This window comes from Agrobacterium sp. 16-172Ci (assembly GCF_053522725.1).
Genome location: NZ_JBNWBW010000024.1, coordinates 1 through 26,161, shown reverse-complemented (window position 1 = coordinate 26,161; position 26,161 = coordinate 1). Strand labels below are relative to the sequence as shown.

At 59.7% G+C, this 26,161-nt stretch carries 18 protein-coding genes; 7 read left to right on the top strand and 11 right to left on the bottom strand.

The window, feature by feature from the left end; translation table 11 throughout:
- Positions 1 to 11 precede the first annotated feature (11 nt).
- The 5 genes from ACQZ40_RS19415 to bcsN all read right to left on the bottom strand — a co-directional run bounded on the left by ACQZ40_RS19415 (position 12) and on the right by bcsN (position 9,084).
- Positions 12 to 2,345, bottom strand: a complete 2,334-nt coding sequence (locus ACQZ40_RS19415; protein WP_448748500.1) for a cellulose synthase — start codon at positions 2,343 to 2,345, stop codon at positions 12 to 14.
- The gene (locus ACQZ40_RS19410) at positions 2,336 to 3,391 is read right to left on the bottom strand and encodes a glycosyl hydrolase family 8 (protein ID WP_448748499.1); all 1,056 of its coding nucleotides are present in this window, start codon (positions 3,389 to 3,391) and stop codon (positions 2,336 to 2,338) included. The genes ACQZ40_RS19415 and ACQZ40_RS19410 overlap by 10 nt, the downstream gene beginning before the upstream one ends.
- Entirely contained in the window at positions 3,388 to 5,901 is a 2,514-nt protein-coding gene (locus ACQZ40_RS19405; protein ID WP_448748498.1) for a cellulose biosynthesis cyclic di-GMP-binding regulatory protein BcsB, read from the bottom strand. The genes ACQZ40_RS19410 and ACQZ40_RS19405 overlap by 4 nt, the downstream gene beginning before the upstream one ends.
- Positions 5,898 to 8,087 carry a UDP-forming cellulose synthase catalytic subunit gene (gene bcsA / locus ACQZ40_RS19400; protein WP_448748497.1) on the bottom strand — a complete coding sequence of 730 codons (2,190 nt, stop codon included), beginning with the start codon at positions 8,085 to 8,087 and terminating at the stop codon, positions 5,898 to 5,900. Before bcsA ends, ACQZ40_RS19405 begins: the two co-directional genes overlap by 4 nt.
- Before the next feature lie 94 nt (positions 8,088 to 8,181).
- On the bottom strand, positions 8,182 to 9,084 hold the full coding sequence (gene bcsN, locus ACQZ40_RS19395) for a cellulose biosynthesis protein BcsN (protein ID WP_065655645.1): 903 nt from the start codon (positions 9,082 to 9,084) through the stop codon (positions 8,182 to 8,184).
- Positions 9,085 to 9,516: 432 nt separating this feature from the next.
- On the opposite strand from bcsN, the gene ACQZ40_RS19390 reads away from it, so the two are divergent.
- Positions 9,517 to 10,701 (top strand): AGE family epimerase/isomerase, encoded by a 1,185-nt coding sequence (locus tag ACQZ40_RS19390; RefSeq protein WP_448748496.1) that lies wholly within the window; start codon positions 9,517 to 9,519, stop codon positions 10,699 to 10,701.
- 51 nt (positions 10,702 to 10,752) lie between these two features.
- On the opposite strand, the gene ACQZ40_RS19385 is transcribed toward ACQZ40_RS19390, so the two are convergent.
- From ACQZ40_RS19385 to ACQZ40_RS19365, 5 genes are read right to left on the bottom strand one after another with little or no spacing between them, the layout of a single operon-like run.
- The gene (locus ACQZ40_RS19385) at positions 10,753 to 11,715 is read right to left on the bottom strand and encodes a glycoside hydrolase family 26 protein (RefSeq protein WP_448748495.1); all 963 of its coding nucleotides are present in this window, start codon (positions 11,713 to 11,715) and stop codon (positions 10,753 to 10,755) included.
- A gap of 13 nt (positions 11,716 to 11,728) precedes the next feature.
- Complete coding sequence (locus ACQZ40_RS19380) at positions 11,729 to 12,232, bottom strand: DUF995 domain-containing protein (protein WP_448748494.1); 504 nt, start codon at positions 12,230 to 12,232, stop codon at positions 11,729 to 11,731.
- Between the two features lie 14 nt (positions 12,233 to 12,246).
- On the bottom strand, positions 12,247 to 14,184 hold the full coding sequence (locus ACQZ40_RS19375) for a glycosyltransferase family 2 protein (protein WP_448748493.1): 1,938 nt from the start codon (positions 14,182 to 14,184) through the stop codon (positions 12,247 to 12,249).
- On the bottom strand, positions 14,181 to 15,164 hold the full coding sequence (gene galE / locus ACQZ40_RS19370; RefSeq protein ID WP_065656279.1) for a UDP-glucose 4-epimerase GalE: 984 nt from the start codon (positions 15,162 to 15,164) through the stop codon (positions 14,181 to 14,183). Before galE ends, ACQZ40_RS19375 begins: the two co-directional genes overlap by 4 nt.
- A 1-nt stretch (position 15,165) precedes the next feature.
- Positions 15,166 to 16,188, bottom strand: a complete 1,023-nt coding sequence (locus tag ACQZ40_RS19365) for a UDP-glucuronic acid decarboxylase family protein (protein ID WP_078052542.1) — start codon at positions 16,186 to 16,188, stop codon at positions 15,166 to 15,168.
- Positions 16,189 to 16,571: 383 nt separating this feature from the next.
- On the opposite strand from ACQZ40_RS19365, the gene ACQZ40_RS19360 reads away from it, so the two are divergent.
- Entirely contained in the window at positions 16,572 to 16,922 is a 351-nt protein-coding gene (locus tag ACQZ40_RS19360; protein WP_065656281.1) for a hypothetical protein, read from the top strand.
- A 59-nt stretch (positions 16,923 to 16,981) separates the two neighbouring features.
- Here ACQZ40_RS19360 and ACQZ40_RS19355 read toward each other — a convergent pair whose 3' ends face one another.
- Positions 16,982 to 17,755, bottom strand: a complete 774-nt coding sequence (locus ACQZ40_RS19355) for a helix-turn-helix domain-containing protein (RefSeq protein WP_078052541.1) — start codon at positions 17,753 to 17,755, stop codon at positions 16,982 to 16,984.
- Positions 17,756 to 18,666: 911 nt separating this feature from the next.
- Between ACQZ40_RS19355 and ACQZ40_RS19350 the strand changes: the two genes are divergently transcribed.
- From ACQZ40_RS19350 to ACQZ40_RS19330, 5 genes are all read left to right on the top strand, one after another.
- Positions 18,667 to 19,632 carry a fibrinogen-binding protein gene (locus ACQZ40_RS19350; protein WP_065656283.1) on the top strand — a complete coding sequence of 322 codons (966 nt, stop codon included), beginning with the start codon at positions 18,667 to 18,669 and terminating at the stop codon, positions 19,630 to 19,632.
- A gap of 152 nt (positions 19,633 to 19,784) precedes the next feature.
- The gene (locus ACQZ40_RS19345; protein WP_448748492.1) at positions 19,785 to 21,803 is read left to right on the top strand and encodes a hypothetical protein; all 2,019 of its coding nucleotides are present in this window, start codon (positions 19,785 to 19,787) and stop codon (positions 21,801 to 21,803) included.
- An 81-nt stretch (positions 21,804 to 21,884) separates the two neighbouring features.
- On the top strand, positions 21,885 to 24,089 hold the full coding sequence (locus ACQZ40_RS19340; RefSeq protein ID WP_448748491.1) for a type I secretion system permease/ATPase: 2,205 nt from the start codon (positions 21,885 to 21,887) through the stop codon (positions 24,087 to 24,089).
- 8 nt (positions 24,090 to 24,097) lie between these two features.
- Positions 24,098 to 25,456: an HlyD family type I secretion periplasmic adaptor subunit gene (locus ACQZ40_RS19335; protein ID WP_035262274.1), complete on the top strand. Its 1,359-nt coding sequence runs from the start codon at positions 24,098 to 24,100 to the stop codon at positions 25,454 to 25,456.
- An 85-nt stretch (positions 25,457 to 25,541) separates the two neighbouring features.
- Positions 25,542 to 26,036 carry a hypothetical protein gene (locus ACQZ40_RS19330; RefSeq protein WP_035262271.1) on the top strand — a complete coding sequence of 165 codons (495 nt, stop codon included), beginning with the start codon at positions 25,542 to 25,544 and terminating at the stop codon, positions 26,034 to 26,036.
- Positions 26,037 to 26,161 lie beyond the last annotated feature (125 nt).

Genomic DNA, 26,161 nt, shown 5'->3' with positions numbered 1-26,161 from the left:
TCAGCCGCCCGTCAGCCGCCCTGTGGACCGTTGCTCGGCCGGGCGGCGCGCACCGCAGCCAGCCCCCGGATGCCATCCTTGTTTCCGATAGCTGTAAGGCTTTCGAAAATCTGGGCGGCCTCACCATAACGGCGCATGGCGAGGTAGGAATAACCGCGCAGCACCATCAGGTCCGTGCGCTCATCCGCCAGCCGCGCCCGCTGGTCGAGCAGGAGAAGCGTTTCGGCATATCGCTTCGACCCGAATGCGGAGACCGCTCGATCGGCAAGGATCGAAACCTGCAGCTCCGTCGCGCGTGGGCGATCCATACGCGATTTCGTCGCCGAGACGGCTGCATGGTCCGTCAAGCCCATGCGCAGATAGGCAAGGCTCTGGCCGTAGGCTGCGTCGCTTTTGACATTGGATTGACCGCTTTCAATTGCGGATTCGAAAGCTTTCAGAGCCTCCGCCGGCCGGTTCGTCTCCATCAGGCACCAGCCGAGATCGAGCGCCTGCTGTGGCGGCAGACGTTGCGGATCGGGATAGGCCGCGCAGGAACGCGGGCGCGATGCAGCACCGGCTTCCCTTTGCACCTGCGCGGGGCGGCGCGCCTGCTTGCGCGAAGGCTCAGGCTGCTGGACGACAGGCGGGTTATAAACCACCGCCGTCTCACCCTGCGGTGCACTGGTCTGCACGGGCGGCGCCGTTACCTGTGCGACAACCGGCGGCGCGGTTATGGGAGCAACCGCCTGCCCGGGCTGGTCCACCATGCGCGCCGTTCCGACATCGGCGATACGTTGCGAACGGCCTCCCCATTGCTGCTGGATGCCACGCAGGCCGGCGAGATTGCGAAGATCGTGATAGCTGACCGCCATGCCGTAGGCTGACGGCTCATCATCGGGTTTCCAGCCAAGGGCCGTGCTGAACCATTGCAAAGCAAGCGGCGTCTGCCGGAAGGCAAGCGAATACCAGCCGAATTGCTGCGCCGTCGCCGCATCCTTCTGCGCCACCGTTTCGGCGGCGATACGTTGCAGCACCTCCGGCGGCAGGACGACCGGCGGCTCCAGCGCCAGAAGATTGGCCGTTGCGGCGAGATAGGTCGCAAGCGCATCGTCGGATGCCTTGCGCCATTTATACATGACGTCCTCGGCCTCACGCGGCTCGTTACGGTCGATCAGCGCCAGCGCCAGCCCCTGCGAAGCCGATGCGCTGTCTTCCTCTTCCCGCGCCTTGCGGAACCATTTTTCCGCCTCCGCCATGTTCTTTTGCCGGATATTGTACCAGCCGAGCAACAGGGCGTCGCTTGCAAGCTTGTCGGTCTCGGCAAGCCGCTGAAGCCGCATCACATAGGCCGAAGGAACGGCAATGCCCTCCTTCTCCCCTGCCTTGGCCACGAACTGGCGGGCGAGATCGTTCTTGACCGGTTCGAATTCCAGCTGACCATCGGCGCCCGGTTTTTCCTTGGCCAGCAGTTCGTCCATCATTTCCGCCGGCAAAAGCGCGGATGCCTTCTGCACGGTGGCGAGCCTGTCGCTGGCGACCGTGCAATTGTTGAGGATGTAGAGATAGGCGTCCCGCGCCCGTCCCATCCGGTCGGTATTGGCGAAGGCATCGGCAACCCGCCACAGCACATCGACCTCGCCGCATGTCAGCAGGCTGGGATTATTGGCGGCTGTATCCACCACTGTCGTATATTGCTTGAGATCGGAAGCATTGACGAGCCGTTGGCGCGCTTCGGCAAGGGAAAGCATGCCCGTCAGATTGTCGGGTGGCTGCCAGCCGGGCTCCGCCTGCTGGCGGTCGGCAATCGCCTTCCTCACTTCGGCATAACGGCCGTCGGTATAAAGCTGCCACATGGCGTCGAGCCGTGGATCGCCATTTTCGGGAATGGCGAGAGGATCGGCAGGCGGCGTCCAGTTGGGATATAGCGCGCGCAGGCGCGCGATTTCGGCCTGAAGACGCTGCGTATCGCCCCTCGCCGCGAAATAGCGCAACGCACTCAGATCGACCTCGGGCATATCAGCCGATGCAGGCTGGGTGACGCGAGGGTCCGGCGCCTGCGCCGTCTGTGTTTGCAGCGCCTGCCCGCCAGCCTGTGTCACCGGCAAGGGGTCGGTCGCGGGCACCGTGACCGGCGGTGTCGCGGGCTGCGTTACCTGCGCCATTTCACGGTTCTTGACGAAAGCGTTGATCTGCGCCGGATTGGCCGCCGCCGGCAAAACACGCTGTACCGCCCGGTTGTCGCCGACCGCCGAGGTATGCACGTCCGACACCCGCCCAAGAATGCTGTCGCGCCAGTGGAAGGCGGCAAGCGCTATCAGAAGCAGAATGAGAGCCGAGGTCGACAGTGGCTTGTTCATCGGCATTCCCCGTTATTCCTTGCCAGAAACGACAATGCCAGAAGATGCAATGTGGAAGGATAATAAAGTGTTGGCTGGAAGTTTTTGAGTTCGGCGGAAACGGCCGGCCCGCCGGCGACACAGGCCGCGAGCGCCGGAATGATGCGATAGCCGGGATCGGACAGGACATCCTTGACCGCTCCGCTCTTCAGGTCGAAGGTTCCGGCAGCGCCGCTTTCCAGCGTCATGCCGCCTTTCAGCCGGGCGAGCAGCTCCGGCGACCCCATATTCGCCCTTGCGAGATAAAGTGGTATGCGCACCGCATTATAGCCGAATTCCGGCGGGAAGCCCGATGCCGGCTGCGGCTTCGTCTTCACCGATACCCAGTCAGCCGGCAGTTTTCTATCGCTGAAAGCGAATGTCCCGATCTGCGCCAAACCGTCATCGGCAAGCGCTTTCCAAAGCGGCGATGGCGCAACAAGATTGAGCACCGGAAAGGCCTCGAAAATCAGATAGGAAGGATTGACCACTGGCCCATCCTCCCGGTCATCCTCGTCGAAACCGCTGGCCGCCGGCAGAAGCAGCGTTCGCCCGCCGCGTTGCACCACCGTCTTCCTGAGAATGGCGGATGCGATGGCCGCGGATGCTTCGGCATAATCCTGCCGGTTCCATTGCCCTGCCGCCAGCGCCAGCGCATAGGCGATCAGGATATCGCCATCCGTAGCGTTGTTGATATCGGTTACATGCGGTCTGGTGCGCGGATCCCATTTCCAGGCGGAAAGCCCGTCGTCACGCACCAAAAGCTCGGTGCGCGTGAAACTCCAGATCAGCTCGAAGTCGGACAGGTTGTCGGCAAGCACGGCAAGCCACATGCCGTAGCCCTGGCCTTCGCTATGGCTGATATTGCCGTTGCCGGTATCGATGACGCGGCCGCCGGGATCGAGAAACGCGCCTTTATAGGCAGACCACGCCTCCGGCGAAACCGAAGCGGCGCGGCTGACGGAAATACCTGCAATCACCGTCATCATGGACAGGAAGAAAATGCCGGCCAGTTTCGAGATCCCGTTCTTCATCGATGCCGTCCCATCATGCGCAGCATCGTGAAAGTGGCGAGGCCGAGGAGAGATACGAAGCCGATGAACGCCAGCGAATAGGAAAGAACGTTGGACGACAGCCAGTTGGCCGCGACCAGCCTCCAGTTGGAAAAGGAAAACGCCCGCGTGACGTAAAAATACGGCCGTTCCACCTCCACCGTTTCAAGTTTTTCGGCAGCGGCATCGTAAGCGGCAACGCGTCCAGTGACACCGCGCCAGCGGTTTTCCCGCGTCATCGCCGCCATCCCGTCAAGAAGTTCCGCGGACGTTGGCGCCGTGGCAAGCGTCCACACCCCTTCGCCGGAGGGGCTCAGTCCCTGGGCCAGCATGAAGGAAACATTGCTTGGCGGCGCATAGAGCTGTTCGGCTGCCGGCAGGAAGCGTAGCGTATCCGAACTCAGGTCGAAATTCCGCTTCATCCACTCCTCGAGAGAAGACACCTGCCCCTCCCATACACCGCCGTCCACCCGCTCTCGCCAGTCGTTGAAAAGGGTTTCGCTGCTTTGGGCGGGCGGCTGAACGCCGGTTCCCATTTTCCAGGATATCTGACTGGAGGGAACAAGATTGAACTGGCCGATCAATGCCTGCGGGAATTGCGAAATCGTGCCGACGAACAGCGCGTCGCGATCACCGATCACCAGCGGCGAGGCGACAGTCTCGATGTCGATGGGATGCCCCGCCACGCTTGCCAGCCGGCTGATCAGCGTGGCTGCCGCAGACATGGTGTCGGTGTCGAAACGGTCGAGCGACAGGGCAACAGGCGCTCCGCCCGTCCGATAGGGCTGTCCGGCCCCCGCCATCGCGGCAAGATCCGGCTTGCGGCCGATCTGCGCATAGTCCGGAATATGAAGTTCCGACGTGTCGAACAATGCAAAACGCGGCGTTGTGCTGGCAGGGGCGCCCGGCGCGCAGGCCTGATCCTGCGCCGTCATCAAAACTGCCTCGATGGTGACCTTGTTCGGCCCGGGCTTGAAATGACGCATCGTCACATTGATCGGCAGATGCCGGAAAATGCCGCCGCCATTGTTGGAAATCGGTACGGTCGAGGCGATCTGGTCATTGACGTAGATATCGACATGGCTGCCCGGCAATACCTGCGACGAATAGGCGGCATCGAGAAGAAGCGACGCCTCACCATAAGCGGACGCATAAAAATCGGCTGGCATGCCGACGTAAAATTCGTTGCGGAAACGCCGGCCGCCAAATTCGGTGCTTTCGAGACCAAGTTCGGAAAGCGCGATACGGCGATCCGACATGACAAGCGGCACATCCGGCGCATGCCAGCTTCGGGTCGAAAAAGTCGTTCTCTGCGCACCGGGTGTGCGCGATATCGACGAAAACAGCGTCTCAATTGCCGCCTGAACCGCCTGCGGGGTGGGGCCGCTGACGAAAAGCGGCGAAAGACCGCCCGGCGCGGCGGCGCCAAAGCCGGCAAAAGCCCCCGCCGAAGCCTCGGGTGGCAGCGTTCCGGCAATTCCGGCAATCTCGCGGGCCGTTCCGACGAAGACCGTCAGCGTGCCCGCCTTGCGTTCAGCGGAAGGAGCGGCCACGAAACGGATCGTCTGGTTCGGCATCTGGGTTCTGAGCGCCAGCGCCTGTGAAAGACGCAGGAGAGAATCCGCAAATGCCGGATTGCCGAGCGCCGGTGCGACAATCTCGATAGACGTCATCGCCTTGCCATCCGGCCCCGTTGCCTGAATATCGTCGATATTGGCAAAGCTTCCGGCGACATCCGCATTAAAGCCGATATAGGTATTGGCAGGGTCTACATCGGTCCACAGATCGTAGGTGGACTGGATCGTGCAATCGGTTCTGTGGCGCTGCTGCACGCCCAGTCTCACGACATTTGAGCCGACCTGCAAGACGCCGGGCGGTATCTTCAAGGAGACATTGCCCTCGCTGTCGGGCGCTTCGATACGCGCCGGATCCAGCGCGACATTGTTCAGGCTGACCTGAAAATTCGAGCTTTCCGGCGCGACCACGATGGCGTTTTGATACCCGATATTGAGCGAAACGGCGGCGTTCACCTGCTCCGGCGTCAGATAGATGCTCCATTGCCGCCGGTCCATCTCCCCGGAAAGACTGAGCTTTTCATAGGGCAGGATGTATCGGCGGCGGCTGTCGGCGTCGAGCGACGGGGCCGTTACGGGAACGGGTCTCGCACCTTCCTGACGCGGAGGAGCCGCAACCGGCGGCGGCAACGGAACGGCTGGGCGCTGTTGCGACTGCGGCGCGGGCTGAACCGCAAATGGCGGCGAGGCGGATGGCTGAGACGGCGTCTGGGCCGGAATTTGGGCCGGAATCTGTGCAGGTGGCTGCTGACGCGGCGCGGCAGGCGCGACGGCGGACGGCGGCACGGGTGTCGGAGCCGTCCGGGCGGGCCGTTCCGGCGACATGTCGAAGGGCGAGGACTGCGCCATCGCGCCCGTGGCGACGGCCCCCCATACCAACATTGCCAGAGTATCCCGGATGGGTTTACGGCCGGTCATTTTACCGCTCCGACAGGTTTGGCGTCTCTGGGAGCAGGCTTCAGTGTTCGGACCAGATAATAAAGGCCGCGCTGCGTCTGGAAGAGCGATATGGCGAGGAAGATGGCCGTACCACGGATAAGGCCGGGGTTCTTGCGGCGCACCCGCTGGAATTCGCTCCATTGTTCCGAATTGGCGAAGATCAGGTCCGCAATCAGGCGGTGATCGACGGCGCGTTGCGGCGAGAAGGTACAGCCGATCGAGACGAAACCCTCGCCCTTCACCGTTCGCACCACGTTGACAGGCATGGTTTCCGGCACGCCCTCGCTATGCGGCTTGACCTTCACGATAGCCGTCGCGCCTTTTTCGATGGTTGTCGCGCTGTCGAAGAGATTGATCAGCAGGCCATGCACCGAGACGTTATCGATGGAAGCCGGCACCCAGGCGTCGCTACCCTCGAGCTTGACTTCGCAACGCCGTTTGACCGTGATGCGCCGCGACGCCGACTTGTCGCCGCGCTCGGAAACGACGCCGAGCGCACAGCCTGCAAAGATGAGATTGAGCAGGTTCCAGCCGCCGACCACAAGCGTGACATCCGCCTTGTAAGGCTCGCTGTAGATGCGCCAGGCGGCAAAGGCCATCGCCACCAGCAGCAGCGCGAAAATGACGAAGAACGGCCGGCTGATTTCCGAAAGCCGTGCCTCGGCAATGGATTCATCCTTCGCCGTCACCTTGAAGGTGGGCTTGCCGGGATTGAAAATCACCGAAACGACGGCAGGCAGGAGGTGAACCGTCTGCACATATTCGTAAAGTTCCGAAATCCACGGCCAGCGGAAGCTGCCATAGAGATAGTTCTGCATCATCAGGTTCACGAGCATATAGGCCGCCGTATAGGCCAAAAACTCGCCGCCCGAGGCCACGAAAATCTGAAGGTCGAAGAACAGGTAGAACAGCGGTGCGAACAGGAAGATGGTGCGCGGGAACGGAAACAGCCAGAACAGTGTCGATGACATGTAGCAGAGACGCTGCGTAAACGAGAGACCGCGCCGGAAAAGGGGCTGGCGGAAGATCAGGATCTGCATCATGCCCTGCGCCCAGCGGCTGCGCTGGCCGATGAAGCTTGCGAAGGTGGCCGGCTGCAACCCGGCGATCAGCGGCTTGTCGACATAGATACTGTTCCAGCCGCGCGAATGCAGCGCCAGCGCCGTTTCGCAATCTTCCGTGATGCTGACGCCGCTGAAACCTTCGGTATCCTGCAATGCCTCACGCCGCAGCACGGCGGCCGAACCGCAGAAGAATGCACCGTTCCACTTGTCGAGGCCGCGCTGGATGATGCCGTAGAACATCTCGTTTTCGCTCGGCATCGTCTCGAAGGTGCGCAGATTGCGCTCGATGGGATCGGGATTCACGAAGAAATGTGGTGTCTGCACCAGAAAGAGCCGCGGATCCTCTTCGAAATAACCAACCGTTTCCAGAAGGAAGTCGCGGGCGGGCGCGTGGTCGGCGTCGAACACGGTCACGAGCTCGCCGGTCGAATGGGCAAGACCGTTATTGAGATTTCCGGCCTTGGCGTGGACGTTGCGCTCGCGCGTCAGATAGCGCACGTCGAGGTCCTCGCAGAGCTTCTTCAACTCCTCGTGGCGGCGCTGCGCCGCCTGCGCCTCGACGATATTGCTGGCGTTGCGCTTCTGCACCGAGCCGCCATCGTCCAGCAGCCAGACGGTGAACCGGTCGGCCGGATAATCCATGTTCTTAGCCGCTGCGAGCGTATTGGCGAGAAGCTCAGCGTCCTCGTTATAGCTCGGCACGAAGACATCGACCGTCGGCCGGTAATCGGGTGAACCGGGCCTCGTCTTGCGCGACGGCAGCGGCATCGACACGATGACGAGACTGAGCGCCAGCATCACAACGCTGTACATTTCCGCCAGATAGAGCAGAAAACCGGGAATGAAGTTCTCGAGCTGGTTAACGGGCGGCAACGTGCTGGTGGTGCGCCAGTAGACATAGCGCAGCACGATGGCCGTGCCGAAACCGAGCGCTACCAGACGCCAGGCCCCCTGCCCATTGAAGCTCTTGATCGTCGCCAGCAGGATGAGCGAAATCGCCGTGGCGACCAGATGCGTCTGCAGGCTGACCGGCATCGTGACGATGGCCAGAACGCAAAGCGACACAAGTAACCAGACAATGATTGTGATGGCCTTGCTCATCCAGAAACTTTCCGTTGTCTTCCCCACCCGGAATTTCGGTCCGGAATTTTTGCGATCTGCGCCTTGGCGTGCTCTTTCCCGCTGGTTCCGGCGATCACCTGCATCCTGACGCCACCCCCGAACCGGACAGACATGCGGGCGACGGAATGGAAACCTGCGGGACCTGCGACGGTTGCCGGCCACTATCTGCCGGCACACCATCCAGGCGCCTGCCCGCCACCGTGGGCCTTGCAGGCTGGAGGGGTGCGCCAGCCGATGCGGGCGACGGGATACTGACTGCAGCAACGGGTGGAAGCGGCTGCGGTTCCGGCTGGGCGGGCGGTGCAACGGCAGCCGTGCGACGAACGGGCCGGGGCGGCACGCTCGCGGTCACCTCGCTGCCGGGCCGCATCGGCACCTCATCCGCCTTTATGGGATAGACCGGGTGGCCCGGACGCCCGAGATTTTTATCCACCGCCTGCGGCGTGCCGTAAGGGTTCCAGCTGGGCGAGGCATAGGTGCCGGTGATCGTGTAATTATACATGACCGCCAGCAGCCGCTCGACGCTGGCGCCCGACTGGCAAAGGCGCAGCCGCACCTTGATGCGCCCGAGATTTCGGAAATCCTGCCGCATGCTTTCCGGCGAGCGTATGTCCTGCCATCCATAAAGGCAGGTATCGTCGCCACGGCCGCTGCCGGCGGCATAGGAGAACGCGCCATAACCGTTTTGCAGGTAATTTGCCGACATGGCGATATTTTCGCCCGGAAACTCGGCGCGGATTTCCCGCGCGACGGAAGATGCCCTGAAACCGGAAAAAGCCAAAGCGTCGCCACCGGTATCGCCAGCCTGTTGTGGCCCGAAAAACTCCGCCTTGATGTAGTTCTGCCCGGGGGTGGTGGCCTCGGAGCGCAAGATGACCTGCTGCGCCACGGCGTTGGAATAGGTGCGGTTGACCACGGTCACGATTTCAGGACCACCGGGCGGCGGGAAAACCAGCGCCTCGGAAGGAGACAGCATCTGGGATCCCCCGAAGGACCGAACGCCCGCGGGAGTATTGCAGCCCGACAGAACCGCAATGGAGAACAGCAATAAAGTATAGGCAGAAAAATTCACTGCCTTACGCCCCTTTATTTCCCCAACGCCGCCCAGGTTACAAGGAGACCGAATCACTAATGAGCAGACCATTGTTACGAAATACGTGAGGACTACGAATAAGCAATCTCAAATTTGCGTTGTAATTTCTGACACTTTATGGCTAGCGAATCACCATTTCCGCCCATGTTCGCCATGGAACAAGGTGGAACCAATCGCGCTGCTGGGGGTTGGCTTTCTGTCAGGTCCATAATTTTACGGTTGCAGCGCAATATGTCCCATGGTCTACTTGCCTCCATAATGACGTATTTTTATTGGTCCGCTTTTTATTCAACTGTAAAAACAGAGAGTTGACTCATGACATTGCAATTTCCGAGCATCGCGCAGACGCTTGCCGAAGAGATCGGAAGATTACGCAAATGGCTGGATGAGGACGCCCTGCCCCTGTGGTGGGAGGCGGGTTCGGCCCGGCCTGATGGCGGCTTTTACGAACGTCTCGGCCAGGATGCGAAACCGGTTTTTTCCGATGACCGCCGCGCCCGCGTGCAGCCGCGCCAGGCCTATTGTTTCGCCGCCGCCGGCCAGCATGGCTGGCAGGGACCGTGGAAGGACGCGCTCCTGCACGGGCTTTCCTGGTTCGAGAAGGTCTATCGCCTTGAAAACGGCCTTTACGGCAACCTTGCCGACCAGACGGGCCGGCTGATCGATCCCTCCTTCGATCTCTACAATCAGGCCTTTGCGCTGTTTGCCGCCGCACAGGCGGCTGCAAGCCTTCCCGAGCGCCGGGACGAGATGCGCGGCCGGGCGCTCGATATCCTTGCCATCCTCGAACGCGACTACAGACATCCGGTCGCCGGCTTCGAGGAAGCGAACCCGCCGCGCACGCCGCTCTGCTCCAATCCGCACATGCATCTCTTCGAGGCGATGCTGGCCTGGGAGGTGCAGGACCCGGACGGCCCGTGGTCGGCGCTGGCCGACGAGATCGCCGATCTTGCGCTTAACCGCTTCATCGATGGCGGCAATGGCGGCTTGCGCGAATTCTTCGCCCATGACTGGACACCGCATGACAGCGACAAAGGCCGGATCATGGAACCGGGGCACCAGTTCGAATGGGCCTGGCTTCTGGTGCGCTGGGGCAGCCTGCGCGGGAATGATGAAGCGATCAGGAAGGCAAAACGCCTCTTCGAGATCGGCGAAGAACACGGCATCTGCCCACGCCGCAAGGTGGCGATGATGAGCCTCTACGACGATTTTTCGGTGCATGACGGGCTGGCGCGGTTATGGCCGCAGACGGAATGGCTGAAGGCTTCGGTGCGGCTTGCGAGCGTCACGGGCGGTGAGGAGCGTCAGCGTTACCTCGCCTCCGGTCTCAGCGCCATCGGCGCGCTGCAGCCTTTCCTCGACACGCCGGTCAAGGGCCTGTGGTTCGACAAATGGCCGGCCGACAGGCCGATGCTCGACGAACCGGCGCCGGCAAGCACGTTTTATCACATCGTCTGCGCCATATATGAGGCAGAGGCCGTGCTGGCGACGGCTAGCTAATATTGGACCACCGGACGAGCGGCATCGCCGCTCGCCGGTTTTCGGCGTAGATCAGACCTTGGCCGGGCGCACGACGCGCCAGTCCGGTCTGCCGAGATTGTGCGGCCAGGGGTGAACATCCTTGTCGTTAAAATAGACGACCTCTTCCAGCTTCGGAAAATCCGCCTGTTTCAGCGTCACATCATTCATCCACGGACGAACATAGGAATCGCCGCCTTCATAACCCAGTTCGGCAACCCAGACCGGCTTGTTGAAGGTTTCGACAAGTCCATAGCCCTTGCGCAGCAGATCGGTGAAGGTCTTCGGTCCGCCATATTCGATCTTGTCGTACTCCTCGAGACCGAAAACCGAGAGGCCGACCAGATCGGCGTAGCTGTCACCTGGGTAGTAGGCCCGCAGACCGTCCAGACCTTTCGGTGACCACATTACCTTGACGCTGGGAACCGCCTTGCGGGTCATGTCCACCATGCGTTTATACGCCGAGATGTAATCACGCGGGTTCCAGCCCGACCACGAGAAGCGGCCGGACGTGTCTTCCATTTCCTGTCCCCAGCGCAGGATCAGCGGACTTTTCATCGCCGACATGCGTGCGGCGATCGCCTGCATGTTCTGGTCATAGTCGCCTCTCATCACCTTGCGGCGCAACTCGTCGGAGGTGAGCCGCCAGTTAACGTCCCAGGACCAGGGTTCTACGGTGATCAGCACGTTGCGCTTGCGCTCCAGAGCGTAGGCATCCGCAAGTGCGAGACTGTCGAGATCCACGTCTTCCCAGGGCAGGAACAGATGTTCCGACGCCACCCCGGTCTGGGCCGTGAAATCGCCGTGCGGATCGTAGGCACCAAAACGGATGCCGTCCGCATGCAATGTCGGTCTTTTGTCGGCAAGTGTCTTCATGCCCGTCGACGTCATGGGGGCGACACCCTGTGCGTCGAGCTTGAGCACCGGATACATGCCGGCGGTAAAGGCTGCGGCGGCACCACCTGCGAACAGAAGTTTTCTTCTTGTTATCTGCATGACACCTTACTCCCTACCTTGTTGCCGTCATCGCCTTGTCGTAGGCGGCGATCTGCGGCGTGACATCGTCCTTGCGGACGAGCTTGAGGAATTCATCGCCAGGGCGTGGCGGGTTATGCCGGAACACGTACCATGGCCCGCCCTGCTTGCGCTGGTAGAGCACCTTGCCAATGCGACCGTGGTCGAAGCAGGTATCGGCCTTGCCGTTTCCTGCCGCGCTTTTCCAGGTGGCGCGCATGCACAGGGTGCCTTTGGCATCGACGGTCCAGCGGCCTTCACCGATGGACTTCTTGCCCTTTTCTTCCGTTGCAGCGATGAATTTGCGGTCTTGGGCGATGAAGCGTCCACCGCCCGTTTCCCATTTCCAGGTCTTGTCGAAGTACATGTCCACGACTTCGCTGGTTCTGAGCGGTTTCGGCGTCTTCGTGCCGCCTGCAGCGTGGACCGCGCTTGGCACGACCACCGCAAGACAGAGTACGAAAGCGGAGAATCCGCATTTGCTTATTGTTTTTTTCATCACAGCCTCCTCCTTCATTGTCCGACCCTATTGTCGGCCAGCATGATCTCTCCGGTCGCCACCGCCGGCGGCGGCGCCACGATGGGTTCCGCCTGCATTTCCTGCGGTCCGCGCAGTCCCGGTACGGTAATGCGCAGTTTCAGACGCACCGATCTCGCACCTTCCACGCCCGCACCGGCGACCGTGAACCGCGTTTCGGTAAAACTGACATAGGGCTGCCCGTGCGACAGGGCCTCCAGCCCGCCGATCGCGTGGGAGCTGAGCTGTACGGCACTGCCCGCCACCAGCAGCAACGAACAGGCGGCGGCAGTCGCTCCCCCACGCAGTGCCGGCAGCTTTGGCAAGCCGTTTTCCATCGCATGGCGGATGAGCAGAAACACCGAAAGGCCCGCGTAGATCGCCACATTGATGGCGGCGAAGACGAAGAAGCCCTCCGCCCCGTTTTCCCGCGGCGCCAGAACCATGGCCACGAGGCTGAGCGCCGCCAGAAGAATGTAGGGTGCCACGACCCTCAGCGGCAGCGGCGGTTTTGCCTGCGTGCCCTTGGGAGTGATGCGGAAATCGACGAAATCGCCACGGATCGTGTCGCGTATCGCCGCCAGCACGCCCATCAGCGACCAGGGCCAGCGCAGGAACAGAAATACCATGGCCTCCCAGCTGAAGAGCTTCGCATCATGCGGGCGGAATGCGCCCGTGGCCCGCCAGAAGAAGGCAAACACGATCATGATCAGCGAAACCGGCAGGAAGTGCGCCAGGAACGCCGGATAGGATGCGTTGACCAGCACATCGCCGCGTATCAGCGCAACGGCGGGAAGCACGAACATCAGCGCCATGAAGCCGGAAAACAGCGGATACCAGAGCTGCGAAAACAGGAACTGGAACTTCAGCCGCGGCGGCAGCTTCGGCACGTAGTGCCTTGAATATTGCAGCAGAATGGTCATCAGGCTGCGCGACCACTGGAATTCCTGCACGATGAGATCGGCAAAGGTCACCGGTCCGTCGCCATGGGCGATGGCGTTGACGGCGTGAACGCCGCGCCAGCCGCCGGCATTCATCAAAAGCGTGGTGGAATGATCCTCGGCAAGCTCCGGCCCAAGGCCGCCGACCTCCCGCAGGGCTTTCGTGCGCACGGCATAATGAGAACCGATGCAGAGCGGCGCCCAGCCATTATTGTAACCCAGTTGCAGCGCGCCATGCAGGCTCGCCTCGGCATAAAGCCTGCCGCGCGCGGCCCAGCTTTCACCGGCATTGGCGTCGCAGATGCTCGGAGCCGAAACATATCCAACCTTCGGATCGGCAAAGGGACGCATGATCTCGCGCAGATAATCCGGTTCCGGCACGTGATCCGCATCGAACTGGGCGACGAAATCATAACGCTCGTAACCGTAGTGATCGTAGAAATAAGCGAGATTGCCTTCCTTGCAGCGTGTGCGCCGCGGCCAGGTCTTGCGATGATACTCCGCAACGCCCTGTCGGGTGGAAACGAAAACGCCGTGCGCGCCACACCATTTCAGCGTTTCCGCATCCGGAGCCTCATCCGCGAGCCAGACATCGAATTCCAGGCCCTTCTGTTCGAGCATGGCCAGCAGCGTCTTCTGCACCACCGCGAAAGGTTCCGACGGCGCCTTGGTGACGACCATCGCCACCCTGCCCCGTGGTAGAAGGGAGCGCCGGTCGACAACCTTCGCGTTCAGAAAGATGAAGATGAAATAGGATGGCAGAAGCGTGATCCACGCGAGCGTTATCGTCACGACGGTATAATAGGGCCAGTCGATGACACGATCGCGATCGAGCCACCAGATCCAGAAATAGGCGAGCGTCACCAGCCAGCCGCCAATGCCGAGAAGATAGGCCGTGCGGTTCCAGCCGGCAAAGACCGGCAGCATCCGCAAATCACTGGCGACTGCAACCGCACGGGCCGATGGAACGGAAGGGGTGGAATGGGCTTTCATGACCGCACCTCCAGTCCGAAACCGGGACCTGCCGTCCGGATGATGGTGTCGATATCCGAACGCTTCGGTATGAAACCGAGTGTTTCTTCCGCACGTTTGATATCTGCGAACAGGGCTGGCGGATCTCCGGCGCGCCTTGCGCCGAAATGCACCGGAACTTCCTGCCCCGTTACGCGATGGATCGCCCGGATGATATCGCCGACCGATGTACCGTGACCGGAACCGAGATTGACGCGCAGCGTCTCTCCGCCCTCGGCAAGATAATTGACGGCAGCCACATGGGCATCGGCCAGATCGCTGACATGGATGTAATCGCGAATGCAGGTGCCGTCGCTGGTGTCGTAATCCGCCCCGAAGACATCCAGTTGCGGAAGCCTTGCGGCAGCCGCCATCAGTGCCCGCGGGATCAGATGGGTTTCAGGTTCATGGCGCTCGTAAAGCTCACCGTCCGGGTCGGCCCCGGCGGCATTGAAATAACGCAGCGCCACGAAACGCAAACCGTAGGCAGCGGCATAATCCTCCAGCGCCATTTCGAAGATCAGCTTCGTGCGCCCGTAAGGATTGACCGGCATTTGAGCCGTTTCCTCACGGATGGGCAATTGCGGCGGCACACCATAGGTGGCGCAGCTTGAAGAAAACACCAGCCCGCCGATATTCTGGTCGAGACAGGCATCCAGCAGCGCAAGACTGCCGCCGACATTGTTGCGGTAATATTTGCGTGGATCCTCGACGGACTCACCGACATAGGCATTGGCGGCGCAATGGATGACGAAGGCCGGCGAGAACTCCTTGAGCGAGGCTTTCAAAAGGCCACGATCCAGAATGTCGCCCTCGATGAAGGGACCCCAGCGAACCGAATCCGCGTGACCCGTCGAGAGATTATCGTAAGCGATAGGCTTGAAGCCGGATTGGGCCAGCGCCTTGCAGATGTGGCTGCCTATGAATCCGGCCCCGCCCGTGACGAGGATTGTGCGGGGCATCTCATACGGCCTCCGCCACAGCCTTGCCGGCCAGCAATGCATCGAAATAGACGATGGTTTTTTCCAGGCCGATTTCGAGCGGCACGCGCGGCTGCCATCTCAACAGTTCGTTTGCCCGCGAAATATCGGGGCGGCGCTGCTGCGGATCGTCGATCGCGGCGGGCAGATGCACGATGCGCGAACGGGAACCCGTCATGCGGACGACGATATCGGCGAGCTGCCGCACCGGAATTTCGCTCGGGTTGCCGAGATTGATCGGCCCGGTGCAATCCTTCGGCTTGGTCGAAAAGCGCAGGAAACCGTCGATCAGGTCATCGACATAGCAGAAGGAACGGGTCTGGCTGCCATCGCCGTAAATGGTGATGTCGGTGCCCTTCAGCGCCTGGACGATGAAGTTCGAAACCACACGCCCGTCATCGGGTCGCATGCGCGGCCCATAGGTGTTGAAGATGCGTCCCACCTTGATATCGACACCGAAACTACGGTGGTAATCGAAAAACAGCGTTTCGGCGCTGCGCTTCCCTTCATCGTAACAAGCTCGCGGCCCGATTGTATTTACATTGCCGAAATAGGTTTCCGGCTGCGGATTGACGTGCGGATCGCCATAGACTTCCGATGTCGACGACTGCACGACGGTTGCACCACATCTGCGCGCCACTTCCAGCACATTGACCGCACCAAGGACATTGGTGAGCAGCGTGCCGACCGGATCGCGCTGATAGTCGGGCGGTGAAGCCGGCGAAGCGAAGTTGAAGATCAGCGAGACATCGATGTCATACGGTTTGCGCACATCGTGCTCGACCAGCAAAAACCGCTTATTGTCCCGCAAATGCGCCACATTCGCGGTGCGTCCGGTCGAAAGATCGTCGAGACAGATCACCTCGTGGCCGCAGCTCAACAGGCGTTCGCAAAGATGGGAACCGAGAAAACCGGCGCCGCCATTGACGAGAACGCGTTGGCCAGGTCTCCATTCGGAGTAGATGGTGACGCCGTTGTCGTGTTCGTTGGGAACGAAATTACGCATTACACACTCCTCCCCATGAGGAATCAGCGCAGCTGATTCATCTAAACTGGATCAAACTCCCGATTGTACGATATCCTGAATATCATCCTCCGGTTTTTACTTCTTCTGGAGGTTTAATATTTCGGTCAGATAAATTTCAACTTTCATGATAGGCGCAGAAGAAAACAGGTCAACTTCATTTTATCAAAATATTACAATTGATTACCCAAAATAGCCCCTTGATTTAATACTTTTTAACTATGCCTCTATTATGCCTTTCTTATTGAGCATTAGCGCAAGCTTCGCTCAACCAGTCGGGGCTATCCTGGTTTTGTAAGGCTCGGTCCACCGGGAACAAAACCGCCCGGCGAGATGCGACAGACAGTCGATTTCAGGGGACACACATGACGAATGAAATGCCTTATTCCCATAGCGGCAAAGCAGCCCGCCATTGTCGCTTCGCGCTTGTTGCCGCAGCACTTGTAACTTTCACCTTCGCGACGGCTTCATGCTCCGTGGTTGAAGACGCCGTTCTCATCAAGACCGCGTCGGCCAATACCGCCACGACCAAAAGCAGCGTCGTTCCGGCGAAGGCGTCCTACGGTTATCAAAAACCCGGCAACGCGGCCGTTACGCTTGTTGCCGATGCCTCGGGCGCACCCGCGGTATCTCGGCAGTCTTACTCGGGCTCCTCTCCCTACATCTGCTCACCGAGCGGATTCGGGCAGAAATCCCGCTGCTTCCTGAGGCCCTGAGCCTCCTGGAGAAACACCGGAGGGAACTGGCGTCCGGACGGCCCTAGCCGCCCTGACGCTCAGTTCTTCCAGCCGCCGGAGAACGTCGTGTCTTCATCTTTGTTGAAGAAGCGCGACGCCGCTTCCGTGCGGTTGCGCACGTTCATTTTCTTATAGATATTGCGAACGTGAACCTTGACGGTGTTCTCGGACAGATGCAGCCGATCAGCGATGATCTTGTTTTGCGTTCCCTTGCAAAGCAGGTCGAGGATTTGCACCTCGCGTGTCGTCAGCGCCGCCACGTCGCCCCTGCTTGCGGCAAGGGCATCGGCGCGGTTGGCGATCACGGCATCGCTTTGAACGCTCTTGCTGTTGACCGAAGGCGAATAGGGCGTGAGCTTGCCGAGAAGAGCGGCAGGAAAATGTTCCCCGCCCTTCATGAGCAGATCGACAGCCGCCATGAAAACATCGAGCCTGAGATTGAGCGGCAGCACGCCATCGATGACGCGCATTCCCACCAGCCTTTTCAGCGGCTCCTCGAATTTATCGATGGTTTCGACGACGAGCGCGATCGGCGCATCGGGATGTTTTTCCCGAACCTCCGAAAGAACGGCATGAAGACGGTCCCCCGACATCCTGTAAGGCAAAACCAGCCGTACATTGTTACCGTAGTCGTCCTCGATGCCCGCCGACGACCTTACGCTCACCACCGCGAATGTGGGGAACTTTTTGCCCAGCGCCTCCATGAGGCACTCGGAAAACAGGTCCGGATCCGCTATGACCAATAAAGTTCCATTTATAGGAGCAACGGCGTTTTTTTGTTTTGCCGCATAATCTGACGTTCCCATGAACATTGACGCCTCCCTCAAGCGCTTACGCATTACTTTCTTTTGGTTGTGCAGTCTGTCGTCCGCCGGCTATCTTTCCCCTGAATACTTGGGGGCGATTCTCCGCTTTAGGCCATGTCAACTATCATTAATTACCCGTTAATTAACACACGCTAATACGAAAAGCTGTGTAAATAAATGGCCCAAACGGGTTATTTTTTACAATTGACATACAAAATAGGTTACGCGGGGATAGAATCATTCATTCTGTAACCGCTGCAAAAACAAACACATCGGAAAAGCTTTCGCTGTGGTTTTGCCTTCCGGGAAAATATAACTTTTAGTTGATATCCCTTTACATAGCTCGCCGGCGAAGCACGCTGCAGCCTGTTCCTTTTCGGGATAAAGGCCTTTGTCCACCGAAATAAACCATGTTTCTCGAAAACGCCGCCTTGCCCTGACGAAGCGGCATTTTTTGAGGCCAGATCGGCGAAACGACCCGCCGGAGAACCCCCTGCGACATATATATTCGGGTAAAGCGCCGATATGTTTAACCCGAATTGATATCTAGGAAGCGCAATTTTTCTACGGCACAGTCTGACCGTCGCTGAACGGCGGCCGATGGAAAGACACCTCCGGCCTTACGTGTGTTTGAAAAACGCCGGTCCCTTTTCAAGAAAACATGCAAGCGAAAAGACGAAGCCACCGCGCTCTCCTTATGGAGCGAGGAACGGATTTGTGCGCCGTTTTACCGAGTAGCGCACAAGGGCTGAACGAAAAGAGCCCGATCACGGGCCACTACCGAACCGCAGATGATGCGTACCGAGTGCATCTGCAAAACATCAATCTTCATGCTACCCGGGGCAAGCGCGAAAAAATCCCGTTTGAGATGAGAGGGATTTCGAAAGCTGCTCCGAGCTTTTTCGGAGGAAATCGAAATGGGTTACGATCACAAGGCATCCGGCAGCGACGACGACATCACCAAGATCGGCGCGCTTTCCGATGGTTTCGCCAACACGTCGACCAATGACGCCAAGGTGGAAGACAGCAACGTCGGCACCGCAAACGGTGAAAACCGCAACAACGACAACAGCGACAACAGCACCAATGTGGATGTTGACGCCAAGATCGATGTTGAAGCCAATAACGGTGACAATCGCGACAACGACTATGACTGGAGCTATGACAGCAAGTCCTATAGCGACAACGACACGACCACCAAGACCAGCACCGAAACCAACACCGATATCAAGGTCGACTACGACTGGAGCTATGAAAGCAAGTCGTACAGCGACAACGACACCAATGTAAAAACGATCACGGATACGGACACAAAGACGTCCAACTATTCCGACAACGACACCTCCACCAAGACCACGACGACCTCCGACAGCTTCAACTCCGCAGACAGTTTCTACAAGTCGGATGACGACTTCGGCAACATCACGGGCGTCAAGGATGTCGGCAATCTCGGCATCGCCGGCGGAGACCTTACCTTCAATCTGGGTGACGACTTCTCGTTCACTCTCGATGTCGACAATATCCTCAACGGCTCGCTCAACGGCGATGGTAACGACACCGGCTTCAGCATGGTGCAGGCCAACCACCTGGCAGACCAGGATGAGGCCTACGACATCAAGATGCAGAATGGCGGTGCGGAAAACCACCTGAGCGCCAATGCCGGTGACGCCTATGGCGCCGAGGGCATCGACGGCAAGGGATGGGATCTCAAGGCCGGCGACGACGCAGCAGGTACCAGCACTGCGGATGCATCGGCAATCCTTGCAAATTCCGGCTTCCATCTGGAACTGGTGCAGGGCGCCAACATGCTCTCCAACGCAGTTGATGTCACGATCACAGGCGGTAACTCGAATGTGTCTGATGTCGGTGAGGATCACTCCTGATAACCACCTCTTGACGAAAAGAGCTGCACCGGCACCCGCCGGTGCAGTTCGCGGTTGAAGGACCGGGGTTGCGTAAAACGAAGCACCGCCTCCAGGACGTGTGCCATCCGCAGCCTTAAGGCTCTGCCGCGATGATCAGGGAGGGACCTCCAATGCATATCGACAAGATTTCGGACATGATTGCGCATTTCATCGGCCTGTTCGACACGGTGATCGAGGAAGCGCGTCTGAGAGCCAACTATACCGAAGGCCCGGCGCATTCCAATCCGGACCGTTTGCCGGACGACGAAGCAGCAAAGCTGCTCGACAAGAACTATGACGTTGCGCTCAAGGACTACGATCCCGGCGTCAACTACCGCGCCGGCTATTATGATTTCGATTATCTGCAGCCGCATTTCGCGCGAATGGTCGAACACGACATGCAGCGGCTCGCAGATGCCATCCCTGTCGATATTTCCGGCGTCAATTTCCGTTTTCCCGGCCGTCTTTCCTTTGAGGAGGAATATGAACTGGTGGTTCACACCGGTCCCGGTTCGGTCATCGCGCATGTGGCGCAGGTCAATATTCTTCAGGACGACGACTATCTGAACATGACGGACGGCCCTTTTGTGTGGCGCGACACCAGCTTCGCCACAGAGCGCGCCGTCGAGTTCTACAATGAAGCGTCCGTCTTCACACCTTTTGCCGGTTTCCAGCGGACCGACAGCTACGACGCCCTGCAGGCGCTCGCCAAATCCGCGCACGACTATATCGACCATGCCCGCGAAAACGACGTGACGTCGCTCGGCACCGGTGCGGATCAGGATTTCGTTCTGGCCGGCAATGACATCCACGGGCTTTACATCAACGGCTCGATAGCCAGCGAAAAGCCAATGCTCGACGACTACATGCCCGATCGCGGCATCGCCAAGCCGGCGGAAGAGCCGGAAAAGAGCGATGTTTCGCTGCATGAGGACAGCCCTGCCGGCAACAGCCTCGATGTCGCCGCAGGCGCCAATGTGGTCGCCAACATCGCCACGCTGGTCAATACCGGCGTCATGACGTCGGTAACCGCCGTCATGGGCGACTATCATCAGATCGACGCGATCACCCAGGCCTATATTTATAGCGACCGGGACGAGATCGACTCCGTTTTCACACGGTCGGAAGATCAGGCGTCAACGGTAGCCTTCAATATCGCCAGCTTCGAGCGCAGCGTATATCCGGGTGCGGAAAACACGGAGAACAGCAGCCAGGAAAACGGCGAACCGCCGATATTTCCGACCGCCTGGCGCGTCAGCGTGCTGGAAGGCGACGTTTCCTTCGTGCACTGGATCGAGCAATACCAGTTCGTCAGCGACAACGACACGATGACGATAACGACCTCGGGCGCCACCGTCAGCCTGCTGACAGGCGGCAACGCCGCGCTCAACATTGCGAATTTCCTCGGCATCGGCATGCAATACGATCTGATCATCGTAGGCGGCAATGTGCTGGACATGAACATCATCAGCCAGATCGCCGTGCTCTACGACAATGACTGGGCGCGCGCCAACCCCGATGCGCCGGAAGGCGCCACCATCCAGTCCGGCAACAACCTGCTTTGGAACGACGCCGCCATTCACAATGTCGGCAGCAACGACCGTTTCGAAACCATGCCGGACTATATGAACCAGATGGTGAACGCCATCAACGAGCGCGATCCCAACATGCCGGATGCGCTTGCCCATGACGTCAATTTCGCCGGCTATGAGGGTCTGAACGTCCTCTATATCACCGGCAATCTCTACGATGTCAGCATCATCAAACAGGTGAGCGTGCTCGGCGATTCCGACGATGTGACGCAGGCCGCCGCCAAGGTTCTCGAAAATAACGAGGGCGCCACCATTCATATCGATACCGGCAGCAACGCCGTGGTCAATCTGGCGCAGATCGTCGACTATGACAGCTTCGGCTCCACCACCTATGTCGCCGGCGGCGTTTATTCCGATGCCATATTGATACAGGGCGGCATCATCGAAAACGACACCTCGCAACCCCAGCAAGGCCAACTGGCGAACGAGGTCATCGCTTTTCTTCACGACGATCCCGCCACCATCGAAAACGAATCCAATGGCGTCATCAATGCCGGTCACGACCTTTCATGGTCGAACGGGCATTCGGCCGACGTCATGCAGGCGGTGACCGCGTAGATTTGGCTGGCGGGGCGATAACCGCGTCCCGTCACGGCCGAACCGCAAACACCGTGAGATCACCGAGGGGACAGATATAAAATGGATCATATTTCTAGAAAAACCATTGCCGACGGACGCTCGCTGGACTTGCCGCTGGATCAGGACGCGGAAGACAGCAAACTGACGGACGCCTGTATTTCAGCAATTAATGAAGCCGTCGAAAACCTGCGCCAATTATCCGGCGCGGAACAGGCGGCAAAAGAAGTTTCCACCCCTGCACAGACCGCCTCCCCACAAGTTCTCTCCCAACCGCATGCAAAAACGGAGCAGGCGGAACAGTTGCGGGATGTTCCCGCAGAAAGGCCGGCGCCGCAACGGGACCGGCAACCCGCCTCCCCGCCGGAACCGCAGGCCAAGATCGACAATGCCGACCTGCCTTTCGTCAAGACCATCGACAATAATGACGGACCGATCCGTGAAAACGAACGCCGGCCGGTGACGGGCGGCGGCGGCAAGGAGCCGACGGACAATGGTGGCGGCGGCGGTGGTGGCGGCGGCGGTGGAAGCCAGAGCGGTTTTCACAAACGCAGCGAGCCGATCAATTTCGCCGCAAGCCTTGCCAAGGGCATCGCCGCCGTGCGGCGTAACATGGTGGTGGTGATGCTGTTCACGGTCGCCATCAACGTTCTGCTGCTCGCCATCCCGCTTTATCTGTTCCAGATTTCCGACCGGGTGCTGACCAGCCGCTCGATGGATACGCTGGTGATGCTGACAGTCGCCGTCCTTGGCGCGGTTCTGCTGCAGGCCTTCATGGACGCCATTCGCCGCTTCATCCTGATGCGCACCGCCGTCGAACTCGAGGTACAGCTTGGCGCGCCGATCCTGTCCGCCGCCGCCCGCGCTTCCCTGCATGGCAGCGGCAAGGACTACCAGACCTTGCAGGATCTCCAGCAATTGCGCTCCTTCCTCACCTCCGGCACGCTCATCGCCTTTCTCGATGCGCCGCTGATGCCGCTCTTCATCGTGGTGGTCTATCTCGTCCATCCACATCTCGGCATCATCATCATGGTCTGCTGCGCCGTGCTGTTCGGCATCGCCTGGCTGAACCAGCGCTTCACCGCAAGACAGTTCTCCGAGGCTTCCGGTTATTTGAGCCGCGCCAACTTTCACCTCGATTCCATGTCGCGCAATTCGCAGATCATCAATGCGCTCGCCATGATCCCCGAAGCGGTGAAGATGTGGGGCCGCGAAACCGCAGGCTCCCTGAAATCGCATGTGGCGGCGCAGGATCGCAACATCATGTTCTCCGGCGTATCGAAGGCGGCGCGCATGATTACCCAGGTGGCGCTGCTCGGCTGGGGCGCGCATCTGTCGCTATCCGGCGAACTGACCGGCGGCATGGTGATTGCAGCCTCCATCATTTCCGGCCGGGCGCTGGCGCCCATCGAAGGCGCCATAGAAGGCTGGCACCAGTTCAACAAATCTGCCGCCTCCTATGGCCGCATCAAGCAGCTTCTCATCAATTCGCCGCTCAATTTCCCGCGTCTGCGCCTCCCCAATCCGGAAGGGCGTCTCGATGTGGAGCGCATCCTCTTCGTGCCGCCGCCGCAGAAGAAGGTGATTTTGAACGGCATTTCCTTTTCGCTGAAAAAGGGGGAGTCGCTCGCCATCATCGGCAATTCCGGCTCCGGCAAGACGACGCTCGGCAAGATGCTGGTCGGCTCCATCCTGCCCACGTCAGGCAATGTGCGCCTCGATCTCATGGATCTGCGCAACTGGGACCAGCGGCAATTCGGTGAAAGTATCGGTTATCTGCCACAGGACGTGCAGCTTTTCCCCGGCACCATCAAAGCCAATATCTGCCGCATGCGCGACGATATCGAGGACCGGCAGATTTATGAGGCGGCGGTGCTGGCCGATGTGCACGAGCTGATCGCCGGTTTCCCGCAGGGCTATGAAACCGTGGTCGCCGCCGATGGCGCCCCGCTTTCCGGCGGCCAGAAACAGCGCATCGCGCTTGCCCGCGCCTTTTTCGGCGATCCGAAATTCGTGGTGCTGGATGAGCCGAACTCCAATCTGGATACGCAGGGCGAACAGGCGCTGGCCAAGGCGCTGCTGCATGCCAAAAGACAGGGCATCACCACCGTCACCATCACCCAGCGGCCGGCGCTGCTTCAATGCGTCGACAAGATCATGGTGCTGAAGGACGGATCGGTCGCCATGTTCGGCGAAAGAATGGACGTGCTGAAGGCGCTTTCCGGCAATGGCCGCCAGGCCAACCAGTCCCCGCAGATCGAGGGTTGAGAACCATCATGTTCAAGAAGAAAAACGCCATTGCCGAAGTCAAACCCCAGGGCCAGCTCGAATGGTACAGCGAGGTGCCGCGCTCGATCCGCCTGCACAGCTCGATCGGTCTTGCCGTGCTGCTCGCCTCCTTCGGCGGTTTCGGATTCTGGGCCGGCACCGCGCCGCTCTCCTCCGCCATCATCGCCCAGGGCAGTTTCGTCGCCACCGGCAACAACAAGGTGGTCCAGCATCTGGAAGGCGGCATCATCAAGGAAATGATGGTCAGCGAAGGCGACACGGTCAAGGAAGGCGACGTTCTTCTGACGCTGGACAAGACGACGGCGCTTGCCAACGAGCGCATGTTGCAGTTGCGGCGGCTTCGCCTCGAAACCATCGTGGTGCGCCTGCGCGCCGAGGCCCAGGGCGCAAAAAGCTTCAAGGTGCCGGATATCGTCATGAAGGAAGCCGGCGATCCGGATATCAATTCCATCATCCAGAGCCAGAACATCGTGTTCCACAGCAAGCTCATCAAGCTTGAGGAACAGATGAACCTGATCGACAAGAATATCCGGTCGCTGGAGTTCCGCTATGCGGGCTATGACGGCCAAAAACAGTCCTTCGACCGGCAATTGGCGCTTTTGACACAGGAGCGCGACTCCAAGGAGCGGCTCGCCAAGGACGGCGTCATCCGCAAGACCGACATGCTGGCGCTGGAGCGCGCCATCGCCGACGCCATGGGCGACATCGCCCGCCTGAGCGGCGAAATGAACCAGAGCGAGGCGGAAATCGCCAAGTTCCGGCAGGAAGCGGTCATTGCCGTCAACGCCAACAAGCAGGCGGCGCTCGATGCGCTGGAAACCGCCGAATCCGATCTCGACAGCGTGCGTGAACAGGTGCGTGGCGCCGCCGAAGTGCTGGAACGCACCGTCATCCGCTCTCCCGTCAACGGAACCGTGGTGCGCGCCTACTATCATACGCCTGGCGGTGTCATCACCACCGGCAAGCCGATCATGGAAATCCTGCCCGCTCACGTGCCCCTTATTCTGGAGGCGCAGGTGCTGAGAACCTCCATCGACCAGCTGCATGAGGGGCAGACCGCCGCGATCCGCCTTTCGGCGCTCAACCGCCGCACCACACCGGTTCTGAACGGCAAGGTCTTTTACGTTTCAGCCGACAGCATCGAGGAAAATGCCGGCCTTCAGGTCAAGGACGTCTATATCGTGCGGGTGCAGATACCCGATGAGGAAATCGCCAAGGTTCACAATTTCCACCCCGTGCCCGGCATGCCGGCCGACGTGCTGATCCAGACTTCGGAGCGCACTTTCTTCGAATATCTGACCAAGCCGATCTCCGATAGCATGTCCCGTGCTTTCAAGGAAAGATGAAGAAATATCAGTAACCTACACTGTCTTTTCCGCAGCGGTCGGCATATAATATCCAAATATGTTTCGTCGGGGCGGGAGAAGCAGCATGGCGGCGATGTCGGATGTATTGCTGCTGGTCGGCAGGCTGAATTACGTGTGGACCAACACGGAAAGCCTGATGATCTATCTGATCGTCCATCTCCTGAAAGTGGAAAAGGAAGCAGCCATCGTCGTGTTCCTGACGCTCAACACCACGCGGGCGCGCATGGATCTGATCGAGCGCCTGGCGAAGCTTCCTTCCACCGACGCGAAGGACCGCAAGACCATCCTCTCCATCATGGCGCGGCTGAAGAAGGAAGCGAAGACGCGCAACAAATATAATCACTGCATCTATTCCTTCGACGAAAAAGGCGAAATCGCCAGCACGCAGCTCATGCGGCTGGTGGAGGATGACAGCCAGGTGCGCTACGGCAAGGTGGAGCGCATGGACGAGAAGGAAATCGGACAGCTTGAAAAATCGATCGCCGACATCGTCGAGGTCAGCAAGGACATGTGGAGTTTCATCCATGCCAGTCCGCATGTCTCGGCGGATTATCTTTAGAACCACCTCGCCTTCGTCATTCCGGCCTTGTGTGGACGTATTGTGGTTTACTTGATGCATAGGCCGGGATGCGCATCCCGGCCTATGCAGGCAGGCGGCCGTATTTCCGGACTGGTTTACGCAGC